The sequence below is a fragment of the Pseudomonas sp. Sample_11 genome (assembly GCF_004307505.1).
GTDB classification, from domain to species: Bacteria; Pseudomonadota; Gammaproteobacteria; order Pseudomonadales; family Pseudomonadaceae; genus Aquipseudomonas; species Aquipseudomonas atacamensis.
Genome location: NZ_RCOD01000037.1, coordinates 36301 through 53281 on the forward strand (window position 1 = coordinate 36301; position 16981 = coordinate 53281).

The window sequence follows — 16981 nt, forward strand, 5'->3', positions numbered from 1 at the left end:
GACTGGATGGACGCCTTCGCGAGCAGGCTCGCTCCCACAGTTTTGCAGGCTGTACCCAATAAAGTGGTAACGCAGCAGACCCCCTGTGGGAGCGAGCCTGCTCGCGAAAGCGGAGTGTCAGTCGCAGATCAGCTGACTGGACGGACGCCTTCGCGAGCAGGCTCGCTCCTATACGGGCATGTGCGCCAGTTCAGGCGCCATCCAGCGTACGGCGGACCTTGTCGAGCAGTTCGCTGATCTGGAACGGTTTGACCAGCATGTCCATGCCGGTGCCGAGGAAGACCTGGCGGTTGAGCGCGGTTTCGGCGTAGCCGGTCATGAACAGGATCGGCAGTCCTTCGTGCCAGCCACGGGCAACATCCGCCAGTTCACGGCCGCTCATGCGCGGCAAGCCGACGTCGGTCAACAGCAGGTCGATCGACGGGTCGTTCTGCAAGCGCTCCAGCGCCGATTCGATATCCGCCGCTTGCGTGCAGCGATAGCCGGCATCTTCCAGCACTTCGGTGACGAACAAGCGCACCGTGGCCATGTCCTCGACGATCAGCACATGTTCGCCACTGCCTTTGGCATCAGGCACGGGCACAGGCGCGTCGGCCCCGGTCGGGTCGTTGGTACCCGGCAGCATGATGGTCACTTCGGTGCCACGGCGGGCGACGCTGCGGATGTGCGCGTCACCGCCGGACTGACGGGCAAAGCCGTAAATCGTCGACAGACCGAGCCCGGTGCCCTGGCCCAGCGGCTTGGTAGTGAAGAACGGCTCGAACACCTTGTCGATCACGTTGTGTTCGATGCCGGTGCCGTCGTCGCGTACCGACAGCGCCACGTACGCGCCATCGGCCAGATTCGGATCGCCGTGGGAATAAGCGGCGTAAGTATTGACCCAGATATTGCCGCCGGAGGGCAGGGCATCGCGGGCGTTGATCACCAGGTTGAGCACGGCGCTTTCCAGCTGCACCGGGTCGACCAGCGCAATCGCCGGTTTGTTGGTCAGTTCCAGCTTGAGGGTGATGCGCTCGCCGATGGTGCGCACCAGCAATTCTTCCAGCGAGCGGACATGCTCGTTGATGTCCACCGGGCGAGTATCCAGTGGCTGCTGACGGGCAAATGCCAGCAGACGATGGGTCAGCGAGGCCGCGCTCATGGCTGAATTCAGCGCTGCTTCGGTGTAGAACTGCACCTTGTCCAGACGCTCATCGGCCACGCGTTTCTGGATCAGTTCCAGACTGGTGATGATCCCGGTGAGCAGGTTGTTGAAGTCGTGGGCGATACCGCCGGTGAGCTTGCCCAGCGCATCCATTTTCTGCACTTGCAGCAATTGCGCTTCGGCGTGCACGCGCTCGGCGACTTCCTTGGCCAGCTGCGTGGTGGTGTCATCCAGTCGCGCCAGATGCGAGCGCTCGCGGTGGCGATGTTCGGTGACGTCCTCGACAAACACCAGGCTCAGCTCTGGCGTGCGATACGGCGAAATCTGCCATTGCGTCTCGCGAATCTCGCCCTGCACGCGCATGTTCAGCGTGCCTTTCCAGCGCTCGCCGTCTACCAGACGCAGACGCAGTTCATCGAGGATCGAGCATTGATCTTCGGCGAAGCATTCACGCAGCGCCTGCTGATCGCGGTTATCGACGATCAATTGGGCAAATGCGTGATTGCACTCATGCACTTTCAGATTGGCATCGAGCACGGCGATCGGCGCCGAGACGTTGGCGAAGATCTCGCGGAAACGCGCCTCGCTTTCGCGCAGGGCATTTTCCGTGTCGCGCACCCGCAGCAGGGTACGCAGCGTGGCCAAGAGCACATCGGGGTCGACCGGGTGAATCAGATAGGCATCGGCGCCCGCGTTGAGGCCGGTGATGATGTCGCCGGTCTGGATCGACGCCGCTGACACATGAATCACCGGCAGCAGCGCAGTGCGCGGGTCGGCGCGCAACAGGCGGACGATGTCGAAACCGCTCATGTCCGGCAGGTTGACGTCGAGGATCAACGCATCGAGGGCTTCGCTCTCGATCAGGGCCAGGCCGTCGCTGCCGGTGCCGGCTTCGAGCACTGTGTAGCCGTGGCGCTCCAGGCGCCGACGCAGGGCGTAACGGGTGGCGACGTTGTCATCGACGATCAACAGGCGGATGTCACGATTCATCGACGTTCTCCAGAGCGATTGCCAGAGGGATGATGACAAAGAACGTCGAGCCCACGCCCGGCGTACTGTCTACCCCGACTTCACCGCCGAGCAGGGCGGCGAAACGCTTGCATAGTGACAGACCCAGACCGGTGCCGCGCAGACGTTTCTGCAATGGCGAATCGACTTGGGAGAAGTCTTCGAACAGCGTGTCATGCAACTCGGCCGCGATGCCGATGCCGGTGTCGCTGACGGCAAAGCGCACCTTGTCTTCACCTTCCAGTCGCGCCGACACGCGCACTTCGCCACGGGTGGTGAATTTCAGCGAGTTGGAAATGAAGTTGCGCAGGATCTGCCCGAGCTTCTTGTCATCGGTATACAGGCGCGGCAGGCCCAGCGGCTCTTCGAAGATCAGATCCACCGCCGAGGCGTCGACGATTGGCCGGAACATCCCGCGCAGGGCCGAAAACAGGTCGAACATGTCGAACCAGGCCGGCGAGATGCTGATTCGCCCGGCTTCGATCTTCGCCAGATCGAGCAGGTCATCAACCATGTCGCTGAGCTCGCGGGCAGCGGTGCTGACGAAGGCTACCTGCTTGTGCTGTTCAGGGCTGAGCGGACCGTCAAGTTCGTCAGCGAGCAGACTGTTGATGCTCAGGATCGAGCCCAATGGCGTACGAAATTCGTGGCTCATGTACGACAGGAAGCGGCTCTTCAAATCCGATGCCTGACGCAGTTCTTCTGCCTGAGTGTCGAGCTCGGCGTACAGCGCCAGCACGCCCTGGTTGGTTTCATCGAGCTCTTCGCGCAGGGCAGTGGTTTCGCGCTGCAACTGAGCGATGAGCGCCGCCTGTTCGGCATGGCTCAAGGTAGTCGATTCAGCCATGGGCGGCCTCCAGAGCAACGACCAGTACCGTCACGTCATCGCGACCACGACAGAAGTCGCGGTGCAGGACGCTGGCTATCACGGACGGATGGCGATGCACCAGGCCGGGGTAGTCTTTGAGATTCCAACGGGACTGTAAGCCGTCGCTGTACATGATCAATAAATGTCCGTTCACGTGAGCATAGTCAAAGGGTTTGGCTTTACGGTACTGGCCGCCAACGATGCCGGGGTGCGAGGCCAGCCCGCGTGACTTTGCCGGGTCCAGCAAGCTGGCGCCAATGTTACCGACACCGGCGAACGTCAGACCATCGCGCTGGCTGTCGAACTGCGCGAAAGCGACGGCGCCGCCACGGGTGCCGAGCATTTCCTGATGCAGGTCTTCCATCAATACCACTGGATCGGCAAACGGTGCCCGGGCGAATGCCTGCGCCCCGGCCAGGCCTGCGCGCTCGGCGTCTTCGCCATGACCGAGGCCATCGACCACCAGCGCGCTGATCCGCGAGCCTTCATACGTCAGATGCCAGACATCGCCGCAGGCTGGATCGGCATGCAGCGAATGCTGGCTGACGCCGAAGCGGATATCGGCCTGACGATCGCTGCGCGGAAAAATTCGCGCCAGCAACACCGCGCCACGGTGATCGGCGTAGACATCGAAGACATTGGTCTGCCGCGATACGGCGCCGAGGCCGATGCCCTGCGTACCGCCAGTGGAAAAGCCATCCGCCAGACAGGCATCCAGATCAAAGCCCTGGGCCCGATCCACGGTCTGCATTTCGATGCCGAAACCGTTATCCGGACGAGTCAGCACACGCAGATGAAACTCGCCGCGCTGGGCATGCTTGAGCACGTTGCTTGCAAGTTCCGTCGCGACAAGTGCCACGCGGCCGGCATCGTTTTCGTCGAAGCCATGCTGCTCGGCGAGTTTCTGCGCGGTGCGTCGGGCGTGGCCGATCTGGCTGCTGTCCTCGATCGGCAGAACCTGGGTCAACGACCCGGTGATATTCATGTCCATCGTGTGATCGTAATGCGCGTGCCTTTGCCGGGCTCAGTGTCGAGTTCGAATTCATTGACCAGACGTTTGGCGCCGGTCAGGCCGAGGCCTAGTCCGCTGCCGGAAGTCCAGCCGTCGGTCATCGCCAGTTTGATATCGGGGATGCCCGGGCCTTCGTCGCGGAAGGTGATGCGCAAACCGACCCGGCCGTTTTCCTCGAGGATCTGCCAATCCATGTCGCCGCCGCCGCCATAGACCATGGTGTTACGCGCCAGCTCGCTGACGGCGGTGACCAGTTTGGTCAGGTCGATCAGGCGCATGCCACATTCGGTGGCGAGTTTGCGTGTGGTCTGGCGGGCCAGTACCACGTCCTGTTCGATCAGGATGGGTTGAGTACCACTGCTGCGCACGGTCATTGCAGGCGTACTCGATCCTGCAGCAGTTTCATTCCGCGTTCGACGTTGAGGGCGGTGCTGACGCCCGGCAAGGTCATGCCCAGCTCAACGAGCGTGATCGCCACGGCCGGCTGCATGCCGACCAGCACGGTTTCGGCGTCCATGATTTTCGACAACCCCGAGATGGTGCCGATCATGCGCCCGATGAACGAGTCGACCATGTCCAGCGCCGAGATGTCGATCAGCACCCCACGGGCCGAGGTCCGGCTGATGCGCTCGGACAGATCGTCCTGCAGGGTCATGGCGAGCTGGTCGTGCATGTCGACCTGAATGGTCACCAGCAGCAAATCGCCCATTTGAAGAATCGGAATACGTTCCATCGGCTCAGACCGCTTTGCCGAGGCTGATGCCCAGGCGAGTCAGGGCCAGTTTCAAGGCGTCGGCCAGGTTGGCCTTGGTGACGACGCCTTGCAGATCCAGACCCAGGTGAACGATGGTCTGGGCGATCTGCGGACGCACGCCGCTGATGATGCAGTCAGCGCCCATCAGGCGAATCGCGGTCACGGTTTTCAGCAGGTGCTGGGCAACCAGGGTGTCGACGGTCGGCACGCCGGTGATGTCGATGATGGCGATCTCGGAACCGGTGTCGACGATGCGTTGCAGCAGCGATTCCATGACTACCTGAGTGCGTTGCGAATCGAGGGTGCCAATCATTGGCAGGGCGAGAACGCCGTCCCACAGCTTGACCACCGGCGTCGACAGTTCCAGCAGCTCTTCCTGCTGACGCTTGATCACCGCTTCGCGGGATTTCTGGAAGGTGCCGATGGTGTGCATGCCGACCGTGTCGAGCAGTTCGGAAACTTCCAGCAGTTGCTCGGCGAGCAGTGCCGGCTGGTCCTGATAATGGTTTTGCAGCAGGGCGAACAACGGGCCCTTCAGGGCAAAGATGAAATTGGCGGTTTGCTGGGAGTCCTGGCCGAGCAGGGCGCGGCTCTGCGACAGCTTTTCAAGAAACTGACGGGTGTCTTCCCAGCCTGCGGCGGCAATCTTGCTGCCGTTGCCGTTTTCCAGACCGGTCAGCAACAGGCTGAGGAAGTCGCGGGTTTGCTGAGCGAGGTCATGTTCCTTGAGGTTGCGCGTGGCGCCGCTGGCTTCGAGGCGTTTGGTCCATTCGCTCAGCAGTTGAGCCTGGTTGTTCCTGATTGCTTCAACTGTGCTGTTCTGCAGTGCTGCCATGTGCGTGTCGCTCCGTTACGTAATGGTGCCGGCTCAGCGAAATGACCGGCGCGAATTGACTGACATTTGCCGCTTGAAATAGTTGTTCATCCAGCGGCGAATTTTTCTGCCTGCCGCGTCGAAGGCCCCGGTAACTCTAGTCGGCGTGGCAACAGGCAGCGATCTTTTGAACGAATCTGCGGCGTCAGGCTTCGAATCTGCATGCCCGACGTTTTCCAGTCGTGCTGGAAGAAGGAGGCAGGACTATGAATGAGGTGGATATGAACGAGCAAGCGCCGCAACAGCAAAATCAGTCCTCAGAGTCAATTAACCGCAACGACCCGGCCATCGACCCGCAGACACCGGGACAAAATACCCCCGCGCCGGCTGAAGAAGGACAGGCGGACAGCGCGGCTGCCGAGGTCGATCAGAAGCAGCATCACAATGACAACAGCAACGACTTCAGCCCCGGCTTCATGCCTGACCCGGACCGTCCTGAACCGGGCGAAAGCACCGACGCCGATATCGACACCGATGGCGGTTGATCGCTGAAACGCAAAAAGGCCGCATCGAAGGATGCGGCCTTTTTATTGCCGGGCGGTTACTTGCTCGGATGTTTGGCTTGCAGCTCTTTGGCGTGGGCCAGGTGTTTTTCCAGCGCTGGCAGCATCTTCTGCGCGAACGCTTTCAGTTCAGTGGCGCCTTTGGCCTTGTCATCGGTCACGGTGTTCGCCTGTTTCTTGAACAGCTCGATGGTTTCTTCGTGAGCCTTGACCTGGTTGTTGGCGTAGGCCGCATCGAAGGATTCATCACGCATGTCGAGAATCTTTTCCTTGGCCTGTTTGACCAGGGTAGTGGTGTCCGGGACTTCGATGTCGTTGGCCTTGGCAATTGCTGCCAGCTCATCGTTGGCTTTGCTGTGATCGGTGATCATCTGATTGGCAAAGGCTTTGATGTCAGCTGACTGGCTTTTTTCCAGAGCCAGGCGGCTGGTTTCGATTTCAGCGATGCCACCGGCGGCGGCGTTATCGACAAAGTCATTGTCGGTCGCGGCAAAGGCGCTGCCCATGCCGGCAGACAGTGCAACAGCCAGAGCGAGATGACGCAGGTTGAATCCGTCCATTGGGTATCTCCACGCAGGTTTTTGTGAGCGTTATCCAATGGAGCGAACGCATAAGCCAAAGGTTTTATCGCATTTACGACAGGGCGACGAACGGCAACCGCTGGTCTGACAGGGTGTCGACAGAAGCCATTGCGCAAGGCCATGCTGATAACGAGTCAGCGCATCGGTCGCGTTGGTTGTCGATCAATTTGATGGAGGTGTTTCATGCCGGTTTCACATGATCTGTATCAGGACCTGGGCTGCAAAAAGGAAGAGATCGAGCAAAAACGCTCCGAGGATGCGAAGCTGGATTCGCTGCTCAACAAGTATTTCGAGGTGGATGCTGAAGTGGTCGAGGCCGAGAACGCCCAGTCAGACGCCCCCAGTGATGACGAATTGAAGAAGCTCAAAGAGAAGCGCGTGATCGTCAAGGAGCAGATCGTCGCCCGGTTGGCCGGGCAGCCGCTGACCGGGCAATAATTACCTGACCCGTGGTCGCCATCCAAAGGGAACGGCGACCACCCACGGCACCTCCAATGTGCAGAGTCTGCAAACCATCGACTCGTTGCGAGGTGCCTCATGAACGATCCGAAATTCCCCAGTGAAGAGCAGGGCGGCTTCGACCCGATTCCGACCCGCCCTGAACCCAACAGCCCGGCGCATACCACAGCGCATCCGGAAAAAACCGTGAAAGAACTGCCGGAGGATGAAGATCCGGAGAAGTTCGACCGGTTCGGCAACTGACAGACCGCTATCGCTGGCAAGCCAGCTCCCACAGGTTCATCTGGTGAACACATATTTGGAGTTCACACGGACACTGTGGGAGCTGGCTTGCCAGCGATATCGTCGGTCCATACGGTGAAAATTTTTCTGTTTTACTTAAGCGCCGCATCCAACCCCATCCGCCCCATATGCCTCGCCTTCAACGAGCCGAAATACAACCACTGCCCATATTCGCGCACCGTGGTAATCGGCGAATAATTGCCTTCGCTCGCGTCCTGCAGATTGGCAATCACCTTGCCGTCCAGATCCAGTCCCAGCACAAACCCACGCTTTTCGACAGGCTTGGGCAAAACCGTCAACGCCCGCACGATCATCTTGCGTACGAACGGGTGCTGCGCGGTGCCATCGAGTAACGCGTTGCGCGGCGCGTACAACGCTACCCAAAAGCGATTGCTGCCATTGAACGAGAGGTTGTCCGGAAGCCCCGGCAAGTTGTCGATGAACACATCATGGGTACCGGCCTTCGGCCCGCTCAGCCAGTAGCGGCTGATGCGATAAGCACCGGTTTCATTGACCAGCACATAGGCTTCGTCGGGGCCAAGGGTGACGCCGTTGGCGAACTGCAACTTGTCGAGCAAGACGCTGGTCTTGCCGCTCTGAAAGTCGTAACGCAGCAAACGGCCGTCGGCGCCGTGCTCGATGATCGCCTCACCATCATGGCCATAGCCCCAGCGGCTCGAGGCATCGCTGAAGTAGGCGTAGTGGCCTGACTTGTCGACCGCCACATCATCGGTAAATCCAAATGGCACGCCGTTGGCCTCGGTGGTCAAGGGGATCACGCGGCCCTGTGCATCCAGCGACAGCAAGCCTTTGACCGCATCGGCAATCACCAGCATGCCGTTCGGATGACGGGCCAGGCCCAAGGGACGGCCACCGGTGTCGGCCAGGACCTTGCGCTGCGTGCCGTCGAGGCTGCTGCGGATCAGCCGGCCGTCATGCAATCCGGTGATGAGGAATTCGTCTTCCAGCAGCAGCGCCTCAGGCCCTTCGATGTCGCTCGGCCCGACCTTTGCAACAGCTTTTAGGCGCTGGTTGTCCGCGTAGATGCCGTCTTTCAACGAGGGCGCCGGTGGCGGTGTCCAGGCCACTGGTTCGACTTTGGTTGGCAGCAACAACAAGAAGGCGATGACCAGAACGATCAGCAGGCACAGCAGATAACGTAATTTCACGCGCTGGCCCTCGCCGCGCCGATGTACTGCGCGGTCGTGTCGCGCAGGGCAAGCATGGACGCGGCAGACTCGCGCTCAATGCGCCGCTTGAGCAACAGGCGATTGGCCAGACGCATGAGCAAACCGTCAAAGCGATATTCCAGCGTACGCACGAATCGCGTGCCACCAGCCTCCGCCGAGGACTCGTAAGTCAAACGCAGGGACAGGCCCTGATCACTTTGCGCGCGTGCGCACCAGCGCCGGCCCGGCAGGTATTCAGTGACTTCCCAGCGCAAGTGACCGGCACGTCCGCCGGCATGGATGTCCTCTTCGAAACGCGCACCGGCATGCAGCGGACCGTGCGGACCGTCAATCTTCAATGAGGAGGGATGCCAGTCCGGCCAGTGACTGACGCTGGCGGCATAGGCCAGCACGGCGACCGGCTCGCCGGCGATATCGATCTGGTGCTGCATGCGCGTCATGGGCATTTGCGAATTACTCAAAGGGGCGGGTTCCGGCTCGAGGTACAGCGTGCCGAACAGGTAGTCCATCAAGGGCAGAACGATGTTGAAATTGCGCTCCTGCATGCGCTCGCGGCGGTGATGCAGTTCATGCAGACGGCGCATCTGGCGGATCCACGGCAAACGAGTCAACGGATTCTGCGGCGGCAGATGCTCACAGGCATGGAACACCTCATAGAGCAGATAACCGAGCACCATGCACCCGGCAAACAGCCCGGCGACATTGGCGTTGACCTGCGCGAGCAGCCACCACAGCGGCAGGGTGATCAATAGCGTATGAATGACGATCAGCCAGGCTGGAAACAGAATCACTCGCCAGTCCCGCGCGCTGTCGTAGGTCATGTGCCCGGGGGTGAAAAAGCTGTGATGGTCGCCGGCATGCCGCGCGTAGAACATCTTTGCGAAGGCTTTTTTGTGATGGCCCAAATGGCGATGGACCATGTATACGCCGAAGTTGAACAACAACAGGCTCAGCGGCACCGTCAGCCATTCCAGCCAGCTCACCGAATGCACCGTGCGCCAGAACGCAGCGACCGCGAAAATCCCGAACAGCAGCACGAACGCGCCATGCAGCCATGGGTTGTACAACGGATGAATGGCCGCCCGGTAGCGGCTGCGGAATGCCTCGGTGGTCTGCCTCAATGCGTTTCACCTGCGGGTATTGTTTTTATACCCGGCAGATTAGCCGATCCGCTGACTTGTGCAGCGCGAACCTTGCGGCCTTAAGCGCCATGCTCTGGACTGAAGCTGCCCGTCAGCTCAACGGATTCCAGCGCTGTGACCAGTCGTCATCGGTGCGGATCACTTCGCGCAACAGATCGAAGGCCTGTTGCAGCACGGCCGAGTCGCGATCACGGGAATACACCAGATAGGTCGGATAACCGAATTCCGGCGCTTTGGTGACGGCTTCCAGGGCTCCGGTCTCCAGGTAAGTGCGCACAACCCGAGTGCGGAAATAGCCGCTGCCGCCATGTTCGAGGATGTATTGCAAGGCCAGCGGGCCAAGGTTGAAGCTCAGCGCGGCTTTGGCTTTTTCCGGCAGGGCGGCGTCGTGCTGACGGCGGAAATCCGGACCCCAATCGATGTAGACGTAAGGCTCCGGACGCTCGGGCGCGCGCACCAGAATCAGTTTTTCCTCCAGCACTTGCTCGACCTGCAGACCCGGCCAGTATTCCGGCTGATAAACCAGCGCGGCATCGAGCACACCGAGTTCGAGCTGACGCAACAGATTCTCGCCATCGCGGATTTCCATGCGCAGTGCGTGGCCGGGGATTTTCTCCCGCAGTTCCGCCGCCCAACTGAGCATCAACGGGTTGCACAGGCTGACCTCGCCACCGATATGCAGAACGTTGTGATAACCCTCGGGCAGCGGCAAGTCGCGGCGCGCGGCTTCCCAGGTCTGCACCAGTTGATTGGCGTAGATCACGAACGCTTCGCCATTGGCCGTCAACTTCGCCCCGGCGCGATTGCGCACGAACAGCGTACTGCCCAACTGGCTCTCGAGTTTCTGCACCCGCGCGGTGATGGCGGTCTGCGTGACGAACAGCTTCTGCGCGGCGGCGGCAAGGCTGCCGTGACGGACGATTTCGAGGAAAGTGCGAGCGAGGTCGATGTCCATGGGGCGGGGCCGGTATCTGGAGGTGGGGCGCATTGTAAGTCAAAAGTCCCTCTCCCCAACTTGAAAGCAACAACGGATTGAACCGCTGAAAATTGCGTTTGAGTCCTACGGAAACAGGAGCGTTTTGATCAGATTTGGGGATATTTCTGACGACTTTTTCAGGTTGGTCGTCGGACGCCGGGTCTATAGGATCAGTCCTGACATTGAAGTCATCGAGCGCACAGATCGCTCTGGACCCGGACAAAGGATGGACTATGCGAATCCCACTGATTGAAAGCCATACGCCTGCTTACTCGCCTCGCCATTACTGGCGCGACGATCGCGCCAGGTGTCCCTCGGAGGACGTTGCCATGCCGAGCGCCAAAGTGCCCCGGCTCACGGGCTTGAAGAAGCTCGAGGGCAAACCTCTGGAGTTGCTGTTGCGTGGGCAGGACACCGGCGACGATCCGATGCTCATCCTGCGCTGCACAAGCGAAGGATTTGAGCTGCTTGATGTGGTGAACATGATCGCAACCTCCGAGCTGTACCAACAGGGAGAGATGGTCAAACGTATCACCGGCAAATCCGTGAGAACCGTGCGACGCCTGCTCAAGGAAGGCGCGTCGGTGCGCCTGGACACGCCGCAGAGCGTCATCGCCTACCAATATGCCGCTGCGCTGGAACTGGCCATCGAAGTATTCGGGCGTCAGGCCAAGGCCGAATCATGGCTGGAGCAACGCGCTACTTACTTCTACGGTTATGTGCCGCTCGATCTGGTTGGACATGCGCTGGGCTTCAGGATGGTGGAGGAGTATCTGAACCAGATCAAATACGGGGTTTATCAATGAATCCCTTGCCCTGGGATGATCGCTGGTACGCCTGGCGGCTGGATCGCGAGGTGTACAGCGAGACCTGGGACAGCGGCCTCGGATCGAAACGGGACGGCGGCCGCTGGAATACGCCCGGCCGCAGAGTCGTTTATGCGTCGGTCGACCCCTCCACGGCGATACTGGAGGTGGCCGCCCATGGCAGCTTCGATGCGCTTGATCAGGAACCCTATGTGTTGACCTGTTTTGAAATCACCCACGACGCCAGCGTCAGAATCGTGCAACCGGAAGATGTGCCTAATCCGCATTGGCTCACCCCGATCAAAACCTCACCCAACCAGCGAAAGTTTGCCGATGCACTGTTGGCTGAACATCCATTTGTTCTGGTGCCTTCGGTGGCCACCCGACACTCGTGGAATTTGCTGGTGAGTTGCGATCTGGCGGAGGGTCAGTTCAGGATGGTTTCGCAAGAGCGGTTTGGGCTGGATACGCGGTTGTTGCAGGAGGGTTGATCGTACCTCCGTGAGCGGAGCGCGAAGCCGAGCCCTGCGCTGATCTCCTGCATGAACGACAAATCCCGTCACAAGGACGGGATTTGTTTGAACCAGGCTGCTTCTTACGAAGGGAACAGCTCGGACAGTTTCATCGACAGCATCATGTCGCCTTCAACGCGCAGCTTGCCGCCCATGAAGGCCTGCATGCCGTCGGTTTCGCCGCTGACGATGTCTTTCAGGGTCTGGCTGTCCAGCACCAGCGTGCAGTTGGCGTCCGGGTTTTCACCTTCCTGGATGTCGCAGGTGCCGTCTTTGACGATCAGCGCGTATTGCTTGTCTTCGTCGGTGATGTTGAAACCGAAGACCAGGTCCAGACCGGCAGCGGCGGCTGGGTTGAACTTGGCTTGCATTGCTTTTACGGCATCAGCTACGGAGGTCATGGTTCGATCCTTTCTTGGTCATGGGAGCTGGGTGGTTACAGCCAGGGTCACAGTAAGCCGGACTCAGCGAAAAGTGATGAGTTCCGGGGCCTTCAGCAGTTGCAGGTGTGCGTGACTGTTGAAGGAAGCCAGAGCCACCTCGCGACCACGAAACTTCAATTGGTTGAGCGAGGTGTTGACGATTTGCCAGTTCAATTCAAAGGCCTGTCTGGCAGGCATTTGCGTAATCAGGTGGAGCAGGGCAGTGATGGTGCCGCCGGAGGTAAACACGGCGATTTTCTGGTTTTTTTCCGCCAGGTCGAGGATGCGGTGCAGCCCGGCCTGAACCCGTTCGACGAAACCCAGCCAGCTTTCCAGTCCGGGTGTGTCGTAGGTGCCGGCAAGCCAGCGCTCGACGATCAGGGCGAAGATGCGCTGGAATTCACCGCGGTTCTGCGCGGCGTTGCGCAGGATGTCGAGGGCTTCCGGCTCTTCCGGCAGCATGGCCGGGAGTAGAGCGCGGATCACCGCGTCGGCGTCAAATTCGTTGAAGGCGGAATCGGTTTCGAGGACTGGAACCGGCAGGCCTCTGGCGCTGAATTGCTCCAGTGCACTGGTGGCGGTGTGCTGTTGACGACGCAGGTCACCGGCAAGGCAACGATCGAAGCTGATACCGAGCGCGGCGAGGTGCTGGCCGAGGATTTCTGCCTGACGCACACCGGTCGGCGACAGCACGTCGTAATCGTCTGCACCAAAGGAGGCCTGGCCATGTCGTATCAAGTAGATGCTGCCCACGTCCGCGTCGTCCCGGTACGTTGAAGGTCAGGCGAGGTTATGAGGATGGCGTAAGGCTGTCAATGAAAAAACATACGCTTGTTTGAAATGCCCGTTACAGGCGTGTTGCCAGAGGTTTCACGGCTGGCCGATGAGCCGGCGCATGGGTATGCTGGAGCCATTCCGCGTGTAATACACCGTCACGCATTGCTTTGAGGAGTCTCTGTGGATTTTTTCACCGAATACGCCAGCTTCCTGGCCAAGACCGTCACGCTGGTGATCGCCATTCTGGTGGTGCTGGCCAGTTTTGCTGCATTGCGCAGCAAGGGCCGGCGCAAATCGGCGGGCCAGTTGCAAGTCAGCAAGCTCAACGATTTCTACAAGGGCCTGCGTGAACGCCTGGAGCAGACCCTGCTCGACAAGGATCAGCTCAAGGCATTGCGCAAGGGCGAAGCGAAAACGGAAAAAAGCGCGAAGAAGCAAAAAAACAAGCCTGAGACCAAATCCCGGGTGTTCGTGCTCGACTTCGACGGCGATATCAAGGCTTCCGCCACGGAAAGCCTGCGCCACGAGATCACCGCGCTGCTGACTCTGGCCACGCCGAAAGACGAAGTGGTTCTGCGTCTGGAAAGTGGCGGCGGCATGGTGCACAGCTACGGTCTGGCGTCGTCACAATTGGCGCGCATTCGCGACGCTGGGGTGCCACTGACCGTGTGCATCGACAAGGTCGCGGCCAGCGGCGGTTACATGATGGCGTGCATCGGCGACAAGATCATCAGCGCTCCGTTCGCCATCCTCGGTTCGATCGGCGTGGTCGCGCAATTGCCCAACGTCAATCGCCTTTTGAAGAAGCACGATATCGATTTCGAAGTGCTGACCGCCGGTGAGTACAAGCGCACCCTGACCGTGTTTGGCGAGAACACCGAAAAGGGCCGCGAGAAGTTTCAGGAAGACCTCGACATCACCCATCGCTTGTTCAAAAACTTCGTCGCCCGTTATCGCCCGCAACTGGCGATCGATGAGGTGGCTACCGGTGAGGTGTGGCTCGGTATCGCTGCGCTGGAAAACCAACTGGTGGACGAACTGAAGACCAGCGATGAATACCTGGCACAGAAGGCCAAACAGGCCGAGGTCTATCACCTGCACTATGCCGAGCGCAAAAGCCTGCAGGAACGCATCGGCATGGCTGCCAGCGGTTCGGTGGACCGCGTGCTGTTGAGCTGGTGGAGCCGTCTTACCCAGCAACGCTTCTGGTAAACCGCAGGCATAAAAAAACGCCGGTCACATGACCGGCGTTTTTGTGTCTGCGACAAACGTCCGACGCTTAGCGGCGACGGAACAGCGGCAGTGGTTCGTCAGCGGCAGCCTGGTAAGTCACCGAGAAGTCCTTGAGGCCTTCCAGTGCTTCGTACGGGTCTTTGTCCGCACGAATGGCAAAGGCGTCGAAACCGCAGCGATGCATGTAGAACAATTGGTCCCGCAGTACATCGCCAATCGCACGCAGCTCGCCTTTGAAACCATAACGGTCACGCAGCAGGCGGGCATTGGAGTAGTTACGGCCGTCGGTAAACGCCGGGAAGTTCAAGGCGATCACCTGAAACTTGGCGACGTCCTCACCGATTTCCTCGGCCTCTTCATCAGCATCCAGCCACACACCCAGACCACCGTCGCGGGCCAGGAGCATGCGGCTGTGTTCGCGCCACAGCTGCAGCGGTACGATCAGATCGTCGCAGTTGCTGATTTCATCGATATTGAAATCCTTCGGCAACAGGTGCCAGGTTTCGTCGACGACTTCGTTGTTCTTAATGATTCGCTGCATAGACGCGTTCCTTGAAGAGGTCGATGCCAATACGCTGATAAGTGTCGATGAAGCGTTCGTCTTCGGTGCGTTGTTCAATGTACACGTCGATCAGCTTGGAGATCACGTCAGGCATGGCTTCCTGTGCGAAGGACGGGCCGAGGATCTTGCCCAGGCTCGCATCACGGCTGGCGCTGCCGCCGAGGGAGACCTGATAGAACTCTTCGCCTTTCTTGTCCACGCCGAGAATGCCGATGTGGCCAACGTGGTGGTGACCGCAGGCGTTCATGCAACCGGAGATGTTCAGGTCCAGCTCGCCGATGTCGAACAGGTAGTCCAGATCATCGAAGCGACGCTGGATCGATTCGGCAATCGGGATCGACTTGGCGTTGGCCAGCGAGCAGAAGTCACCGCCTGGGCAGCAGATGATGTCGGTCAGCAGGCCGATGTTCGGCGTAGCGAAGCCGCCTTCACGCAACTCGCCCCACAGGGTGAACAACTGGCTCTGCTCGACGTCGGCAAGAATGATGTTCTGCTCGTGGGAAGTGCGCAGTTGCCCGAAACTGTAGCGCTCGGCCAGATCGGCGACGGCGTCGAGTTGCTTGTCGGTGATGTCGCCAGGGGCAACGCCGGTCGGCTTCAACGACAGCGTCACAGCCACATAGCCGGGTTTCTTGTGCGCCAGGGTATTGCGGCTGCGCCAGCGGGCGAAACCCGGATGCTCTTGGTCCAGATCGGCCAGTTGCGCAGTCTGGTTGTCGAGGGTTTTGTAGTCCGGGTCGACGAAATGCTTGGCGACGCGATGCAGTTCGGCTTCGGTCAGCGTGGTCTGGCCACCGCGCAGGTGCTCCATTTCCGCATCGACTTTCTGCGCGAACACTTCAGGCGTGAGCGCCTTGACGAGGATCTTGATCCGCGCCTTGTATTTGTTGTCGCGACGGCCGTAGCGGTTGTACACACGCAGGATGGCGTCGAGATAGCTCAGCAGGTCTTGCCAAGGCAGGAATTCATTGATGAATGCGCCCACCACCGGCGTACGACCGAGGCCGCCACCAACCAGCACGCGGAAACCCAGCTCGCCAGCAGCGTTGTAGACAGGTTCCAGGCCGATGTCGTGGACTTCAATGGCAGCACGGTCACTGGTCGAGCCGTTGACAGCGATCTTGAATTTGCGCGGCAGGTAGGCGAATTCCGGGTGGAACGTGGTCCACTGGCGGACGATCTCGCACCATGGACGCGGGTCGATCACTTCATCAGCAGCGACACCGGCGAACTGGTCGGTGGTGACGTTGCGCAGGCAGTTGCCGCTGGTCTGGATCGCATGCATCTGCACGGTCGCGAGTTCAGCGAGGATGTCCGGGATGTCTTCCACCGCCGGCCAGTTGAACTGCACGTTCTGCCGCGTACTGATGTGGGCATAGCCCTTGTCGTAGTCGCGGGCGATTTTGGCCATCATGCGCACCTGACGCGAAGTCAGCTGGCCGTAAGGCACCGCCACGCGCAACATCGGCGCGAAGCGCTGGATGTACAGGCCATTTTGCAGGCGCAGGGGGCGGAATTCTTCTTCGCTCAGCTCACCTGCCAGATAGCGTCGGGTCTGATCACGGAACTGCTTGACGCGGTCCTCGATGATCCGCTGATCGTACTCGTCGTATACGTACATATAAGTCCTGTTCTCAGGCTTGGGCTACTCGGAAAACGCTGCGTTTTCGCTTGCTGGAGTCCGATGTTGCCTCTGCAATTCTGCGCGCACGGCCGCGCACTCCGTCACGGAGCCGGGGCAATATACCCGTTTGCAGTTATGCGCAAAAGTGATGTTTGAGTATATGTAAAGAACCAAATCGCCTAACGCGAATGCCGGTCATCTAATCCACATTTGTCGTGCGGACAATCATCGTCTTAACTGTGATCGAGTCTT

At 59.8% G+C, this 16981-nt stretch carries 20 protein-coding genes; 6 read left to right on the forward strand and 14 right to left on the reverse strand.

The genetic code is table 11. From position 1 onward, the window contains the following. Positions 1-190: 190 nt before the first annotated feature. Genes D8U60_RS09165 through D8U60_RS09190 form a run of 6 tightly spaced genes read right to left on the reverse strand, consistent with a single transcriptional unit; the run spans position 191 to position 5621 of the window. The gene (locus tag D8U60_RS09165) at positions 191-2134 is read right to left on the reverse strand and encodes a response regulator (RefSeq protein ID WP_024012717.1); all 1944 of its coding nucleotides are present in this window, start codon (positions 2132-2134) and stop codon (positions 191-193) included. Beyond that, the gene (locus tag D8U60_RS09170) at positions 2124-2999 is read right to left on the reverse strand and encodes an ATP-binding protein (protein WP_024012718.1); all 876 of its coding nucleotides are present in this window, start codon (positions 2997-2999) and stop codon (positions 2124-2126) included. Before D8U60_RS09170 ends, D8U60_RS09165 begins: the two co-directional genes overlap by 11 nt. Next, entirely contained in the window at positions 2992-4005 is a 1014-nt protein-coding gene (locus D8U60_RS09175) for an ATP-binding protein (protein ID WP_071172075.1), read from the reverse strand. Before D8U60_RS09175 ends, D8U60_RS09170 begins: the two co-directional genes overlap by 8 nt. After that, positions 4002-4406, reverse strand: coding sequence for an anti-sigma regulatory factor (locus D8U60_RS09180; protein ID WP_016774465.1), 405 nt, complete (start codon positions 4404-4406; stop codon positions 4002-4004). Before D8U60_RS09180 ends, D8U60_RS09175 begins: the two co-directional genes overlap by 4 nt. Then, on the reverse strand, positions 4403-4765 hold the full coding sequence (locus D8U60_RS09185) for an STAS domain-containing protein (protein WP_016774466.1): 363 nt from the start codon (positions 4763-4765) through the stop codon (positions 4403-4405). Before D8U60_RS09185 ends, D8U60_RS09180 begins: the two co-directional genes overlap by 4 nt. Positions 4766-4769: 4 nt before the next feature. After that, positions 4770-5621, reverse strand: a complete 852-nt coding sequence (locus tag D8U60_RS09190) for an STAS domain-containing protein (protein WP_122610540.1) — start codon at positions 5619-5621, stop codon at positions 4770-4772. 260 nt (positions 5622-5881) lie between these two features. On the opposite strand from D8U60_RS09190, the gene D8U60_RS09195 reads away from it, so the two are divergent. Then, on the forward strand, positions 5882-6145 hold the full coding sequence (locus D8U60_RS09195) for a hypothetical protein (protein ID WP_130899977.1): 264 nt from the start codon (positions 5882-5884) through the stop codon (positions 6143-6145). 56 nt (positions 6146-6201) lie between these two features. Here the strand turns inward: D8U60_RS09195 and D8U60_RS09200 are convergent, their stop codons facing one another. After that, positions 6202-6723 (reverse strand): DUF4142 domain-containing protein, encoded by a 522-nt coding sequence (locus tag D8U60_RS09200; RefSeq protein WP_016774469.1) that lies wholly within the window; start codon positions 6721-6723, stop codon positions 6202-6204. Between the two features lie 204 nt (positions 6724-6927). Here D8U60_RS09200 and D8U60_RS09205 point away from each other — a divergent pair, with 204 nt between their 5' ends. Together D8U60_RS09205 and D8U60_RS27635 are read left to right on the forward strand one after the other, a co-directional pair. Beyond that, positions 6928-7182, forward strand: a complete 255-nt coding sequence (locus D8U60_RS09205) for a DUF465 domain-containing protein (RefSeq protein WP_016774470.1) — start codon at positions 6928-6930, stop codon at positions 7180-7182. A 99-nt stretch (positions 7183-7281) separates the two neighbouring features. Then, positions 7282-7446: a hypothetical protein gene (locus tag D8U60_RS27635; RefSeq protein WP_177435453.1), complete on the forward strand. Its 165-nt coding sequence runs from the start codon at positions 7282-7284 to the stop codon at positions 7444-7446. 131 nt (positions 7447-7577) lie between these two features. Here D8U60_RS27635 and D8U60_RS09210 read toward each other — a convergent pair whose 3' ends face one another. The 3 genes from D8U60_RS09210 to D8U60_RS09220 form a co-directional block, all read right to left on the reverse strand. Further along, on the reverse strand, positions 7578-8654 hold the full coding sequence (locus tag D8U60_RS09210) for an SMP-30/gluconolactonase/LRE family protein (protein ID WP_130899970.1): 1077 nt from the start codon (positions 8652-8654) through the stop codon (positions 7578-7580). Further along, positions 8651-9796: an SRPBCC family protein gene (locus tag D8U60_RS09215; RefSeq protein ID WP_130899971.1), complete on the reverse strand. Its 1146-nt coding sequence runs from the start codon at positions 9794-9796 to the stop codon at positions 8651-8653. The genes D8U60_RS09210 and D8U60_RS09215 overlap by 4 nt, the downstream gene beginning before the upstream one ends. A gap of 112 nt (positions 9797-9908) precedes the next feature. Beyond that, a complete protein-coding gene (locus tag D8U60_RS09220) occupies positions 9909-10772 on the reverse strand; it encodes a LysR family transcriptional regulator (RefSeq protein WP_024012724.1) in 864 nt (287 codons plus the stop codon). Between the two features lie 350 nt (positions 10773-11122). On the opposite strand from D8U60_RS09220, the gene D8U60_RS09225 reads away from it, so the two are divergent. After that, on the forward strand, positions 11123-11599 hold the full coding sequence (locus D8U60_RS09225) for an MbcA/ParS/Xre antitoxin family protein (protein ID WP_024012725.1): 477 nt from the start codon (positions 11123-11125) through the stop codon (positions 11597-11599). Continuing rightward, on the forward strand, positions 11596-12090 hold the full coding sequence (locus D8U60_RS09230; protein ID WP_016774476.1) for an RES domain-containing protein: 495 nt from the start codon (positions 11596-11598) through the stop codon (positions 12088-12090). The genes D8U60_RS09225 and D8U60_RS09230 overlap by 4 nt, the downstream gene beginning before the upstream one ends. Before the next feature lie 104 nt (positions 12091-12194). Here the strand turns inward: D8U60_RS09230 and D8U60_RS09235 are convergent, their stop codons facing one another. Both D8U60_RS09235 and D8U60_RS09240 read right to left on the reverse strand, forming a co-directional pair. After that, positions 12195-12512, reverse strand: a complete 318-nt coding sequence (locus tag D8U60_RS09235; protein WP_016774477.1) for an SCP2 sterol-binding domain-containing protein — start codon at positions 12510-12512, stop codon at positions 12195-12197. A 63-nt stretch (positions 12513-12575) separates the two neighbouring features. Beyond that, positions 12576-13286, reverse strand: a complete 711-nt coding sequence (locus tag D8U60_RS09240; protein WP_110599334.1) for a histidine phosphatase family protein — start codon at positions 13284-13286, stop codon at positions 12576-12578. A gap of 204 nt (positions 13287-13490) precedes the next feature. On the opposite strand from D8U60_RS09240, the gene sohB reads away from it, so the two are divergent. After that, entirely contained in the window at positions 13491-14522 is a 1032-nt protein-coding gene (gene sohB, locus D8U60_RS09245; protein WP_016774479.1) for a protease SohB, read from the forward strand. Between the two features lie 67 nt (positions 14523-14589). On the opposite strand, the gene D8U60_RS09250 is transcribed toward sohB, so the two are convergent. After that, positions 14590-15084, reverse strand: a complete 495-nt coding sequence (locus D8U60_RS09250) for a DUF934 domain-containing protein (RefSeq protein ID WP_016774480.1) — start codon at positions 15082-15084, stop codon at positions 14590-14592. Continuing rightward, positions 15068-16726, reverse strand: coding sequence for a nitrite/sulfite reductase (locus D8U60_RS09255; protein ID WP_130899972.1), 1659 nt, complete (start codon positions 16724-16726; stop codon positions 15068-15070). The genes D8U60_RS09250 and D8U60_RS09255 overlap by 17 nt, the downstream gene beginning before the upstream one ends. Between the last annotated feature and the right edge of the window lie 255 nt (positions 16727-16981).